Here is a 13,186-nt window from a genome sequence, read left to right on the forward strand (position 1 = left end):
CGAGGAACGCACAATGACCAAGAAAAAGCTGCGCAGTCAGGAGTGGTTTGGTGGCAAAGACAAAATGGGATTCGTACATCGTTCCTGGATGCGTAATCAAGGATACCCCGATGATATGTTTCGCGGTAGACCGGTTATCGGTATCTGTAATACCTGGTCGGAGCTAACGCCCTGTAACGGGCACCTGCGAGAATTCGCAGAGTTTGTCAAAAAAGGAGTCCTTGAGGCCGGTGGTTTTCCATTGGAATTTCCAGTGATGTCATTGGGTGAAACCATTATGCGTCCAACCACCATGTTGTTCCGTAATTTGGCCAGTATGGATGTGGAAGAATCGATTCGGGCGAATCCGTTAGATGGCGTGGTGTTGCTAACTGGTTGTGACAAAACGACACCGTCTTGCATTATGGGAGCGTGCAGTGTGGATATCCCGACTATTTTGGTACCCGGTGGACCAATGCTCAATGGTAAGTTTCGCGGTGGGGAAATCGGTTCTGGCAGTTTTAACTGGACCATCAAAGAAGGTCAAAAAACCGCCACGTTTAGTGACGAAGATTTGCTTGAGGCTGAAATTGGCGCCGCGCGCAGTGCCGGGCATTGCAACACCATGGGAACTGCTTCAACCATGGCCACTATGGCTGAAGCCCTTGGATTAACCTTGCCCGGTGTGTCATCTATTCCCGCTGTGGATTCACGCAAAAAAGTCATGACTCAGCTTGCAGGGCGCCGAATAGTGGAAATGGTGAATGAAGATTTGACCCTATCCAAAATTCTAACTCGCAAGGCTTTTGAAAATGCCATTAAGGTCAATGCTGCAGTGGGTGGTTCTACCAATTTAATTATACATTTGCAGGCCATTGCTGGCCGCATTGGCGTGCCATTACATTTAAGCGATTTTGATGAGCTCGCTAGCCACATTCCATTGCTGCTTAATTTGATGCCCTCAGGAAAATATCTAATGGAAGATTATTTTTATGCCGGTGGTATTTCAGTGGTGCTCAAAGAAATGGCCAAGGTGTTACATCAGGATGTGCTAACAGTAAACGGCAAAACCTTTGCGGATAATTATGCTAAAGCGCCATGTTATAACCGTGATGTCATCGCCACCTATGATCGACCCTTTCAGGAAAACGCCGGTATTGCAGTGCTGACTGGTAATCTGTGTGAAAACGGTGCGGTAATCAAGCCGTCAGCCGCCAGCAAAAGGTTAATGCAACATACCGGCCGGGCTGTGGTGTTTGAAAGTATGGAAGATTATCACGCGCGTATCGATGATCCCGATCTGGATATTGATGAAAACTGTGTGATTGTGCTCAAAGGCGTTGGCCCTAAAGGCTATCCAGGCATGCCGGAAGTTGGCAACGTTGATCTACCGGAAAAGCTGATCTTGAAAGGGGTAAAAGACATGGTGCGGATCTCCGACGGGCGAATGAGCGGCACCGCCTATGGCACAGTAGTGCTGCATGTATCTCCAGAATCGACAATTGGAGGAACCTTGGCTTTAGTGCAAAACGGTGATCTTATTGAATTAGATGTGCCTGCGCGCCGGTTGCAGTTGTTAGTGGCTGATGCGGAACTGGCGCAACGTCGGCAAGCGTGGCAACCGCCGGAGCCATTAGCTGAACGGGGTTATGTCAAAATTTATATTGATAACGTTGAACAAGCTGACAAAGGGGCTGATTTAGGTGTGTTGGTTGGTAAGTCAGGTAGTCAGGTAGACAGGGACTTACACTGATGTTGATCCTATGGTTGATATTAAGTGTTGTGGCCATTGTGCTGTTAACGGTGCGCTGTAAGTTACATCCTTTTGTTGCTCTATTATTAGTCGCTTTAGCCTATGGTTTTTTAGCGGGAATACCCACACAACAAATAATTCAATCAGTTAATGAAGGCTTTGGTAAAACCCTTGGTGGTATTGGATTATTGATTGTCCTCGGGGTGATTATAGGGGCCTTTATGGAAAATACCGGGGCCGCCTATGCTATTGCCGAGTGGGTTTTAAAAAAGGTAGGGCGCCATCAAGTACCTCAATCAATGGGATTGATGGGGTATTTTGTTTCCATTCCAGTCTTTGCCGACAGCGGTTTTTTGCTACTGCAACCACTAAACAAGAGTTTATCTAAAAAAGCAGGACTGTCACTGGCGGGTACGGCGGTTGCTTTAGCGATGGGGCTCACCGCGTCACATACTATGGTACCACCGACTCCAGGGCCGATTGCTGCAGCGGGAATATTAGGTGCAGATTTGGGTTTGGTATTGATGTTGGGTATTCCGGTTAGTTTGTTAGCGCTGGGCGTCACGCTGGTGTTTGCAGTTAAAAGCGCCGCCAAAATCTGGATTGACCCTAATCCTGATATGGACGAACAGCAACTGCTCAAACTACAACAAAGTGCGCCCGGGGTCGGATTGGCCAGTTTGCCGGTGATTGTGCCCATTGTATTGATACTCAGCCGGTCGTTATTGAATGCCTTGCAGTGGCAGGGGATGGTTGTTGATATTGTGATGTTTGTTGGCGAGCCCTTTATTGCGTTGCTGGTTGGGGTATTTTTGTCACTGCTCCTCCCCCAAAAACTGCATACCGAGATGCTGTCAACGGAAGGTTGGATAGGTAAGGCCTTGTCCAGTTCGGCATCGATCATCTTAATTACCGGCGCAGGGGGCATTTTTGGCAAAATGCTACAAAATTCCGGGATCGCCCAGTTATTAGGTGATCTGCTCAGTGATGTCAATCTAGGGATATTTTTACCCTTTTTACTCGCCGCTGCGATAAAAAGCGCGCAAGGTTCCTCAACCGTCGCGCTGATCACTACCGCGTCAATTATGCTGCCGTTGGCAGAAACCCTGGGATTTTCATCTGAACTACAAAAAGCCATGTTAGTGATTGCCATTGGCGCTGGGTCGGCGGTTATTTCACATGCCAATGACAGCTTTTTTTGGGTGGTAACGCAAATGTCAGGCATGGATGTAAAGCAGGGATATCGCTTGCACAGTCTAGGAACCTTGATACTGGGCTCCAGTGCTGTGCTCTTTTTGTTCATTATCGACTTGGTATTTTAAACAATGAAACTATACAAAACGGCTTCGGCAAATCTATTGGAACTTGACGGGCAATATTACACCCTGCCGCAGAAAAACTGGGACACGCTAATTAATAATGACAATCTGTACCAAGATCTGCTTAGCTTGAGTCAATCGCTACACCCCATGACAAACGCCGACACGCTGATTAATACTCAATTGCAAGCACCGGTGCAAAGTCAGGAGTTGTGGGCCAGTGGTGTAACCTATTTACGCAGTAAACAGGGGCGTCAGGAAGAAGCCAATGAAGCCGGCGGTGGTGACTTTTATGAGCGTGTGTACGAGGCTGAGCGCCCTGAATTGTTTTTTAAAGCCACCGCTAACCGTATTTCAGCTAGCGGTGAACCTATTCGGGTGCGAGCAGATTCAACCTGGGATGTCCCGGAGCCGGAACTGGTGTTGGTGATTTCTGCCAGCGGAAAAATTATTGGCTACAGCATTGGTAATGATGTGAGCTCCCGCTCTATTGAGGGGGAAAATCCGCTGTATTTACCACAAGCGAAAACCTACGATGGATGTGCGGCGTTAGGCCCCTGTATTTTGGTGCTAGAGAATGAGCTCGCAATGGAGACACAAATTCACTTGTCCATTGAGCGCGAGCAGCATCCTATTTTTCAGGAATCCATTGCTATCAGTCAAATTAAGCGCCAGTTTACCCAGTTAGTTGAGTTTTTGTACCGTGAATGCAGTTTCCCCCATGGGGCATTGTTAATGACGGGTACTGGCATTGTCCCTCCTGGTGAATTTAGCTTATTACCCGGGGATGATGTACGGATTAGTATTGACGGAATCGGTACTCTACTCAATCCAGTGGCGGCTTGATAATCGAGTAAAAAACCTTATACAAAGCTCAGCTTCGTTAGTGCAATGAAAAGCAATTCAATAAACCGGCTTAAGCCGGTTTATTGGTGTTTGGGCGTAGCAATGAAACATGGCCCGACGGGTTTGTTTGTTATTTAAAGCCCTTGTTGTGTAAAAAAAACGAGTTGGGTTACCGGTTTTTCCTGCCGTGGCAAACTCAAGCAAAAAACACCAGACTCTGATGAATTGTCTAAGGTGATTTTCGTTCATTTCTATTCACAATAGAAATTCCGTCAGCCATGCATCGTTGATGAAATCGGCACTCTCTGACCTATATTCCACGCCCGGATTTTTACACAAATTTTACAAAGCGGTTGACATTATTATCATAAAAAGATAAAAAATTACAAAAATAACCTTATATTTGTAATTAATTATTCTTAAAAGGGATGGCAATGTTTAGCTTTAGCAAGAAAAAAGTAGCAGTTGCAGTAAATCTGGCGCTATTGATTGGTGGGAGCGCAGCCTTCAATGTTGCTGCCGCAGATCAGCAGGATGATAAAAAAGACAAAAAAGAAGAGGGCACTGAACGTATTGAGGTGAAGGGCTTTCGCGGTTCCATGCAAAAGAGCCTCAACATCAAGCGCTTCTCAGATGTTATTGTTGATGCGGTTTCTGCTGAAGATATTGGTAAATTCCCTGATCAAACCGTTGCCGATGCCTTGCAGCGCGTTGCCGGTGTGCAGGTACAAAAGTCGGAAGGTGAAAGTGACAGGGTTAGTATCCGCGGCACAGCGCCGCATCTGAACCTGACTCTGCTAAATGGCCAGAATGTGGCTTCGGCTACCGCTAGCAGTTCCATCGTGAGCGCGTCGCGTGGTTTTAACTATTCTCTTTTACCCACCGAGCTGATTGATACACTGGAAGTACACAAATCGGCAGAAGCCAGGGTGGTTGAAGGTTCTCTGGGCGGAACGGTGATTGTCAGAACCCGTAACCCTTTTGATTCCGAAGCCAATACCATGGCGTTTTCGTTAAAAGATGTCTATCAGGAAACTACCGGAGAACATAGTCCAACCTTGTCGGGTTTTTACAGCTGGAAAGATGCTGACAGCAAGTTTGGTTTTAACATTGGTGCAGTGCTAAAAGAAACAACCACCCAGCGCGACGGTTTGAGTGCGGGCGGTTTTAATCATATTGCCGCTAATGACGAGATGACCTATTACACCCCACGTAATTTAAATGCGTCCCGTTTTAATGCTGAAAAAGATCTGAATACGCTATCCGGCACCTTGCAGTATGCGCTGGCCGATAACATGGTACTGACATTCCATAATTTGTATTCCAAAGCCGACAAAGAAAACACGTCATTTGCTAACGGTGTTTGGGTAGGGGAAAACAGCTTTGCCGATTTAACCGGTACCTTGCAAGATGATGTGTTGATCTCAGGTAATTTGGCGTCTAACGATGCCGACTTGCAAAGTGATGCCAGATGGCATCATTACGGTAACTATCTGGAATCCCGTTACACCACCACCCGCGAAGCCGGTGCCTATAAAACACGGGTTCACGATCTGAAACTGGAGTGGAGCGCGGATAAATTTACCCTAAAAGCCCAGGCCGGTGTTACCAAAGCCGATGGACAAATCTCGATACGGGCACTGGATTTTGAAGCACAATCCGATGCAACGTTTGATTTAAGCAATAACCAGATTGATTTCACCCTGTCGGATCAGACCCAACCGGAAGATTATGTCGGTGTGTATATCGCTGACAAAAACTATGTGAATGACGAGAAAGAAACCTATTTCCAGACCGATATAAACGTGCCGGTGGAATATGGCGCGTTTAACTCGATTGATTTTGGTGTGCGCTACAGCGACCACGACAAAACCTCTCTGGTGCAACTAAATGAACATTATCCGTGGTTCTCGTATAACGAGGAATACAGTGGTTCTGCCTATCTTGAGAGTTTGTATCCGGGGTTTGGGGTACAGGCGCTGGATCTCGGCGGCTGGGCTATGGATCCGGTTAATGACTTTATGGGCGGCGGAGTACAACCTTACCTGTACGACTTTGACTTTGGCAAACTGGATAGCGCTTTTGATGAAGTGGGATTGTTGCGCAGTTACTGGCACCCATCTTATGCCCTCAGACTCAACGAAAAAGTGACCAGTGCTTATGTGCAGGCTAATTTCGATTCCGGTAAATGGCGCGGTAATGTCGGGGTGCGGGTGGCGCAAACCAAACAAAAGAGTATTGGTTTTGACATCCTTAAACCGGATGGCTGGTTCCCGGGCGACCAACTGGCAGACGCGCAATCACCGGTAACCACCGATCGTGATTACACCGATGTGCTGCCGAGTTTGAACATCTCTTATACCTTGCAAGATGACGTAATACTGCGTTTTGCTGCCGCCAGCGTTATCGCGCGTCCGGACTATGACTTGTTGGCACACCGCAAAATATACTCGCGCACTGGCGGTATTCAGGGTAACCCTGAACTCGATCCGACCAAAGCCGATCAATATGATCTTTCGGTAGAATACTATTTCACCGATGCATCCATTCTTTCGTTTGCCTATTTCTATAAGAATATTAAATCCTATGTGACCGAAGATATGGTCTTGGCCAATGTGTTGCTGCCGGATGACGATTCCACCAATGTGCTGGATGAAGAAGGAGTGGGTTACCACATTGAACAAATGGAATTACGCACGCCGATTAACGGTGAAGGCGGGGTTAATCAGGGCATAGAAGTTAATCTGCAACATGATTTCGGCAACGGTTTTGGCGCCCAGGCCAACTATACCTATCAGGACGCCGAAATGGACGAGGAAGACGCGGTATTACCGAACAACTCCGAAGATACCTATAACCTTAGCGGTTATTATGAAAAAGACGGCCTGCTGGCGCGTTTGTCTTATACCTATCGCAGTGAGTATTTTGCCGGATTGTCGCGTGATATTGACCGTTATACCGACGCCTACGGCCAGTGGGATGCCAACTTCAGCTATAACCTGAATCAGAACATTTCACTGAGTTTACAGGTGCTGAATCTGACCGATGAAAATCAGCAATCTTTTGCCCAGTCGGAAAGTGGTACCAGGGTGCTATTGTCCGATTACAACTATGGACGTCGTGTCTTTGCCGGGATCTCGGCCAAGTTCTAACCGGTTCATATAAAAAGAGTTGTCCTCTGGGGCCGGTCTGAGCCATTCAGCCGGCCTTTTTTATGTCTGAAAGGCCATTCTGCTTATAGGTGCCAAACCGTCAAATTTTGCTACTATCACAAAGCCAACTTTTATAACTATCAGTAGATTTAAGGTGCGCTAATGTCAGCTAGCAAAGCTTCACAACATCCAATCCGGACATCCGCAGAAACCCATCAGGTGTTTAACCAGCCAGCTCCGCTGGAGCAATACAATGCCTATAACGGCGATGCGGTATTACGCTACTGGGTTAACCAGTTTGGTGGAAGCTGGGGTGATGCGGCACTGAGCGAATTCGGCCAGGGTATTGGCCATCATTTGCAATTAGCCGGGTTTTTGGCCAATAAACATTTGCCTGAGTTTCAGTCCCATGATCGCTTTGGCAATCGTATCGATCAGGTGGATTATCATCCGGCTTACCATCAGTTGATGGAACACGCTATTGAACAGGGGCATTGCAGTTTACCCTGGACAGACAAACGCAAAGGAGCGCATGTGGTGCGAGGGGCGCTGGCCTTTTTACACAATCATGCCGATCCCGGTTCGGGATGTCCGTTAACCATGACGTTTGCCAGTGTTCCGGCTATTTCTGTGCAGCCCGATGTTGCCGAGCGCTGGTTACCAAAAGTTGTTGCCCGGCATTATGACGGCGCGAATAAACCCTGGTTTGAAAAAAAAGGCCTGACGATAGGAATGGCCATGACCGAAAAACAGGGTGGTTCTGATGTGCGTGTCAATAGCACAGTGGCGGAACCGGTTGAACAGGCGGGAGCAGGCAAGCTATACAGCCTGGTCGGCCATAAATGGTTTTGCTCGGCACCCATGTGTGACGGATTTCTGGTTCTGGCGCAGGCGAATAGCAAACTATCCTGTTTTCTGGTGCCGCGCTGGCGCGAGGATGGCAGTAAAAACCCGATGCATATCCAACGCTTAAAAAATAAGTTGGGCAATAAATCCAACGCCAGTTCGGAGATTGAATTTCGGGGTGCGCATGGCTGGTTGCTAGGCGAAGAAGGACGCGGAATTAATACTATTATCCAGATGGTGGCACTGACACGCTACGATTGCATGCTGGGCTCCAGTGCACTGATGGCGCAAGCAGCCAAAGAAGCTATCTGGCATACTTCGGGGCGCAATGTATTTGGTAAAAACTTGCATCAGCAGCCTTTAATGATCAATGTGCTGGCCGATTTGGCCCTGGAAGCCGAAGCTGCGCTGGCGATCAGTTTGCGTATTGCTTATGCACTCGATCATAGTGACGATCCGCATCAGGCAGCGTTGATTAGAAGTGCCACCGCAATCGGTAAGTACTGGATCTGTAAACGGGCGGTCCAGCACACTTATGAAGCAATGGAATGTTTGGGTGGAGTGGGTTATGTGGAGGAAAATATAGTCTGTCGCCTGTACCGTGAAGCCCCGGTTAATGCCATTTGGGAAGGTTCGGGTAATGTGCAATGTCTGGATTTGTTACGGGTACTGAATAAAGAGCCCGATACCTTAAAGGCTTTGATTAATGAGCTGGAGCAAGCGCGCGGTAAATTGCCGTTGTTTGATCGTAAACTGGATAGCCTGCTGGCCGAACTGGCTGAGCAACAGGATATTGAGATACGTGCACGTCAACTGATGGAGCAACTGGCGTTGTTGTGGCAGGCGGCGACGTTGCAAGTTTACGGAGAACAGTGGATTGCAGAGGCGTTTGTTAGCGCCAGATTGTCCGACAAGCAATACCACCAGTATGGCACGCTGGATAAATCCATCGACGCCAGCGCTATAGTTGAGCGCGTAATGAAGGGGCTGGCGGGATAACCTTTATTTAACCCCAGCTCCGGATAAGCCACGCTTCTCGATAACGCTCTTTTTGCACCTAGCGGCGTCGGGCTTTCAGTTATTTTTGCCTGAACTAGCGTCAAGATGGCTATGGCGCTGCCAGAAACGCTCAATGGCTTTTTTGGCCACGATGCCCAACACGTCCTGATTGAGTCCCTGGCTATTACCCAAAAACGTCTGTGCCAGTTCCCTGTCGGCCATTGCGGTGGCAACGAGATCGACGGCATCATCCAGTGTTTTTCCTCCTTCACTGTATTTGATGTGGTGATCAGCATCCAGGATGTGATCATCGGTGTCCGCGTACCATTTGGTGAAAACCAGCTTTGCCAGCTCACGATAGCGGGATTGATGGCCGCCAAAAACCACAAAAAATATATCTGACGGCGGTTTTTTGTATCGTTGGTTAATGATTTGCAACTGTTCCACCAGCCGGGCGACTTCATCCTCGGCGCTTTGCATAAGCAATCGGGCATAAATGGGTTCCAGTTTTTTGGTGTAGGTCATCAGTTCGGTATGCATAATGGCGCCGGATTGTTCGATATTCAGCAGAAACTGTCTGGTTGTATCGACAACGTCGGTAAAGATGGGCTCGCTATTGTCATCTGCAATCTCTGTCAGCCAGTTGCGGATTAACGGGATGGCGTCTTCGACAGGTTGCTGCAACAGCGTGTAATAGGCCGCAAGCGTCGTGTGGGTGACGGCCTTGAGTTTTTGATAGCGGGTATCGTTGATTATATATTCGCTGACTTCATTGGCGCATAAACTGATGAGGCGGCTGTCCATCCTGACAATCAGCAAAATATCGCCGTTGGTAATCTTTTGCTTGAATTGCTGTTTGTTGGTGGCGTAGCCCTGATGAAAAATTTTATTGATCTCGCCCAGCGGCGATGTCGAGGGTTCAGCCTGGGTATCCTCTATTTTTACATTCATATTTGAACCTTGTGACTAGAGCCTGTTGATCTTTGCGGTATAAATTTTGTTCTAACTAAACGCTTTTTAATCGCGGCGCTTATTTGCAGGCCTAATGGATTAAGTCAAAAATAAGCAACAAAGAGTATAAAGCGTTTAGGACGAACCCTTTGGGCAACGTTTGTGCGGCATTTCTGCGGCTTCAGCACTCATTCATGTAGAGCAACTACACCACAATCGTGCTTCATTGTATAAATGCCGCACGATTCGTTGCAAAAGTATACCGCAAAGATCAACAGGCTCTAGGGTTTTATGCCCAGTATAGTTGCAATCCCCACATCCTTGTTTTTGTGCCTACTCAGTAAAAATTGCCGAATAGTGTTGGCAAATCTACAAAATTTCGCAAAGGGTACTGATTTAAAGACTGGAATATTGACATTCAGGCGGCGATTAACAGGGGGTGCGGATAGCTCTGGTGGCTGGCATAGGCTTTGCACCACACTAATGTGAGTTAGACATAAATAAGCGACTAATGGCCTAACTGAATCTAGCGGCTCGACGGTAAATACCCCGGGCCTCGCACCTTAGGAGGAAAATGATGAATAGCCTGAATTTACAAGGTAAAACACTAGCCATTTTAGCCACCGACGGATTTGAGCAAAGCGAATTATTTGAACCGATGAAACAACTGGCTGAAATGGGCGCACAAGTCGACATTGTTTCACTTCAATCCGGCGAAATCAGGGGGTGGAACGAAACTGACTGGGGAGAACCGGTAAAAGTCGACAAAGTGCTTGATGAAGCACAACCGTCGGACTATGACGCACTGGTACTGCCTGGCGGATTATTCAATCCGGACAAGTTGCGCAATACTCCCGCAGCGGTCAATTTTATTAAACAATTTTATTCAGAAACTGGCGAGGCGCCTATTGCAGCGATTTGTCATGGCCCCTGGTTACTGGTTGAATCGAAGCTGGTCAATAATGTCACAATGACATCCTATCCCAGCATTAAAACAGACCTGAGCAATGCTGGCGCAAGATGGATCGATGAAGAGGTGGTCACAGACGGGCGGATCATCACCAGTAGAAAACCGGATGATCTACCGGTGTTTATCAATACCATCGCCCGTTATCTGCATTAGGATCTGGTGAGTTAACAATGTTTTTGCGGGCGTAACTGGTAATGCCGCAATGCGGGACTAATTATCCCGAGCTGGGGTTAATCATCCCGAACACAAGTTAATTGTTGTTGCCAAAGGCCCGGGCAGGCTCGATTAACAGGTTTTTGGCGGCATTACCTATATATTCCAGTGCCCGCTCTGTTGCAGAGTTCCAGTTACAGGCGTAGGAAAGCCGGATGAAATTAGTGTATTTTCCACTGGCCGAAAACGCTACGCCAGGCGCGATGCTGATGCCGTTTTTGATCACGTCTGCCAGTAATTGCATGGTATCGATTTGAACCGGCAATTCAGCCCAAACCATAAAGCCGCCATCAGGTTTGACGATCCTGGTGTTGTCAGGGAAGTACCTTTCAACCGCATGCAGCATCTTTTCCAGACAGTCTTTATACTCAGAGCGAATGCGGCGTAAATGTCTATCGTAGTGGCCATTGGACAGCACGTCGGCGATCACCAGTTGCGGAAAGGCTGAAGTGGATAAGTTAGTCACAAACTTATGGTAGGCGAGCTGCTTGGTATAGAGCGGATTGGTGACCCAGCCAATCCTTAAATCAGGCGAAATCGTTTTAGAAAAACCACCGCAATAAAAAATATCGCTGCCGTTGGACAAACCCAAGCAGGAGGACGGCCGGCGCTCACTAAAGGTAAGATCACCATAATTGTCATCTTCAATCAGGGGAACCTGGTGAGATTGCAGCAATGAGATCAACTCCATTTTCTGGATATCTGGCATCAATGTACCGGACGGATTACTAAAATTGGGAATACATAAACAGGCTTTGACCTTCCATTTTTGCAGTGCATGTTTTAATGATTTCAGACACATACCGGTTTTGGGGTAGGTCGGAATTTCGATCACTTTTAAACCCAGCGAGTAAATGATTTGCAATAGCCCGTAAAATGTCGGTGATTCAACTGCAATCACATCGCCGGGAGAGGTCACCAGACGTAAGGACAACATCACAGCTTCTTGTGTGCCGTTAGTGATCAGTATGTCATCCGGTGACACAAAGGTACCGTGATCGGCCATTCGTCTGGAGATAATGGTGCGCAACTGTTCACTGCCGAGCGTTTTTTCATACTTGATGGCGCTTTGCCCATAGGTTTTGGCTACGCGTTTTATCGCTCTTTGAATATCGTGAAATGGAAAGTACTGGGAGGCGGGAATGGCTTCTCCAAATTTCACAATCCCGTCAACTGATGCGCGCCCGGCCAGTTCTAACGCCACCTCCTGAGTTTTGACCAGGGTTGGAGCTGAAATGCCTTTAAAGGACAATTTGTCGGTCGCAGGAAGCTGCTTTTTGTTTTTAACCACATACCCTGAACGAGGTTTGGCTTCAACATAGCCCATTTGTTCAAGCGTTTGATAAGCCGTAATGACGGTTGAAATACTGGTATCAGAAACATTACTCAACTTGCGAATGCCAGGCAGTTTTTGGCCAGGCGCATAAGTGCCCTGTTCAATCTGTTTAACTAGCTGACCAACAAGTTTTTGATATTTATATTTCATCTGATGATTTCAATACTGAATTGATGGCTAAGTTAGCCTACCGAAAAAAGCGTCAGCATTTAGTGTACAGATGTGTTGCAGTTATAGGGTACAGATTTAATTAAAGTTTTTATAATTGTGATAAAAACCGGTTTGATAAAGCCAAACAATCCTGGCTGTATCTATCACAAACTTGGTGTCTGTATATTCAGTCTTTGCGTTGTTTTTTTAATCATACAAGCTCCATTAATAAGGAGAATAAAATGATTATTTTAATCACGGCGTTATTGACGTTTGCAGAGATAAACCCGGCCCCAGGCGCGGAAGCTGGAATTGATCAAACAGAATTACAGTTACAAAAACGCTATACCCAACCCGGGTATCCGTTCGGCAATTTGGCCATAAAGGCCGATCAGGTGACCTTAAGGATTACCGATAGCCAGGGCGGTCGAATCCATTGCGGTGTTGATGTCACCTTCGGTTCTCACTCCTGGTCATCCGACATTATTGAGGCCCAACAGGATGACTTTAATCGCGACCCGTTGAGAGCGTGCTTGCCACGCGATACCGCCAAGAAATTTCTCAAAGCACTGTATCAGGTTCATTAAGGGTTAAGGCTTTTTGACATTTTGCCCCTTGTTCGATCTATCAAGGGAATCTTTGTCTCTACCATCGCCTCCTACTGTAAACCAG

9 protein-coding genes are annotated in these 13,186 nt (G+C 47.2%); 7 read left to right on the forward strand and 2 right to left on the reverse strand.

Annotated features, from left to right (window positions below; all coding sequences use genetic code 11):
- Nucleotides 1-13: 13 nt before the first annotated feature.
- From V1467_RS03425 to V1467_RS03445, 5 genes are all read left to right on the forward strand, one after another.
- Nucleotides 14-1,732 carry an IlvD/Edd family dehydratase gene (locus V1467_RS03425; RefSeq protein ID WP_416307403.1) on the forward strand — a complete coding sequence of 573 codons (1,719 nt, stop codon included), beginning with the start codon at nt 14-16 and terminating at the stop codon, nt 1,730-1,732.
- On the forward strand, nt 1,732-3,054 hold the full coding sequence (locus V1467_RS03430) for a GntP family permease (RefSeq protein ID WP_416307404.1): 1,323 nt from the start codon (nt 1,732-1,734) through the stop codon (nt 3,052-3,054). Before V1467_RS03425 ends, V1467_RS03430 begins: the two co-directional genes overlap by 1 nt.
- A gap of 3 nt (nt 3,055-3,057) precedes the next feature.
- Nucleotides 3,058-3,897: a fumarylacetoacetate hydrolase family protein gene (locus V1467_RS03435; RefSeq protein WP_416307405.1), complete on the forward strand. Its 840-nt coding sequence runs from the start codon at nt 3,058-3,060 to the stop codon at nt 3,895-3,897.
- A gap of 434 nt (nt 3,898-4,331) precedes the next feature.
- Nucleotides 4,332-7,049, forward strand: coding sequence for a TonB-dependent receptor (locus V1467_RS03440; RefSeq protein WP_416307406.1), 2,718 nt, complete (start codon nt 4,332-4,334; stop codon nt 7,047-7,049).
- Nucleotides 7,050-7,211: 162 nt separating this feature from the next.
- Nucleotides 7,212-8,894: an acyl-CoA dehydrogenase family protein gene (locus V1467_RS03445; protein WP_416307407.1), complete on the forward strand. Its 1,683-nt coding sequence runs from the start codon at nt 7,212-7,214 to the stop codon at nt 8,892-8,894.
- 75 nt (nt 8,895-8,969) lie between these two features.
- Here the strand turns inward: V1467_RS03445 and V1467_RS03450 are convergent, their stop codons facing one another.
- Complete coding sequence (locus V1467_RS03450) at nt 8,970-9,845, reverse strand: hypothetical protein (protein WP_416307408.1); 876 nt, start codon at nt 9,843-9,845, stop codon at nt 8,970-8,972.
- A 574-nt stretch (nt 9,846-10,419) separates the two neighbouring features.
- On the opposite strand from V1467_RS03450, the gene V1467_RS03455 reads away from it, so the two are divergent.
- Nucleotides 10,420-10,968, forward strand: coding sequence for a type 1 glutamine amidotransferase domain-containing protein (locus V1467_RS03455; RefSeq protein ID WP_416307409.1), 549 nt, complete (start codon nt 10,420-10,422; stop codon nt 10,966-10,968).
- A gap of 97 nt (nt 10,969-11,065) precedes the next feature.
- On the opposite strand, the gene V1467_RS03460 is transcribed toward V1467_RS03455, so the two are convergent.
- The gene (locus tag V1467_RS03460; protein WP_416307410.1) at nt 11,066-12,514 is read right to left on the reverse strand and encodes a PLP-dependent aminotransferase family protein; all 1,449 of its coding nucleotides are present in this window, start codon (nt 12,512-12,514) and stop codon (nt 11,066-11,068) included.
- A gap of 242 nt (nt 12,515-12,756) precedes the next feature.
- Between V1467_RS03460 and V1467_RS03465 the strand changes: the two genes are divergently transcribed.
- On the forward strand, nt 12,757-13,101 hold the full coding sequence (locus tag V1467_RS03465) for a hypothetical protein (protein ID WP_416307411.1): 345 nt from the start codon (nt 12,757-12,759) through the stop codon (nt 13,099-13,101).
- The last annotated feature ends 85 nt before the right edge of the window (nt 13,102-13,186 follow it).

The organism is Neptunicella plasticusilytica (assembly GCF_047922965.1).
Classification (GTDB): Bacteria; Pseudomonadota; Gammaproteobacteria; order Enterobacterales; family Alteromonadaceae; genus Neptunicella; species Neptunicella plasticusilytica.

Excerpts from the sequence above, each read along its gene's own strand:
- V1467_RS03435 (WP_416307405.1), top strand. The coding sequence starts at position 3,058 with ATGAAACTATACAAAACGGCTTCGGCAAATCTATTGGAACTTGACGGG.
- V1467_RS03450 (WP_416307408.1), bottom strand. The coding sequence starts at position 9,845 with ATGAATGTAAAAATAGAGGATACCCAGGCTGAACCCTCGACATCGCCG.
- V1467_RS03465 (WP_416307411.1), top strand. The coding sequence starts at position 12,757 with ATGATTATTTTAATCACGGCGTTATTGACGTTTGCAGAGATAAACCCG.
- V1467_RS03455 (WP_416307409.1), top strand. The coding sequence starts at position 10,420 with ATGATGAATAGCCTGAATTTACAAGGTAAAACACTAGCCATTTTAGCC.
- V1467_RS03440 (WP_416307406.1), top strand. The coding sequence starts at position 4,332 with ATGTTTAGCTTTAGCAAGAAAAAAGTAGCAGTTGCAGTAAATCTGGCG.
- V1467_RS03460 (WP_416307410.1), bottom strand. The coding sequence starts at position 12,514 with ATGAAATATAAATATCAAAAACTTGTTGGTCAGCTAGTTAAACAGATT.
- V1467_RS03445 (WP_416307407.1), top strand. The coding sequence starts at position 7,212 with ATGTCAGCTAGCAAAGCTTCACAACATCCAATCCGGACATCCGCAGAA.
- V1467_RS03425 (WP_416307403.1), top strand. The coding sequence starts at position 14 with ATGACCAAGAAAAAGCTGCGCAGTCAGGAGTGGTTTGGTGGCAAAGAC.
- V1467_RS03430 (WP_416307404.1), top strand. The coding sequence starts at position 1,732 with ATGTTGATCCTATGGTTGATATTAAGTGTTGTGGCCATTGTGCTGTTA.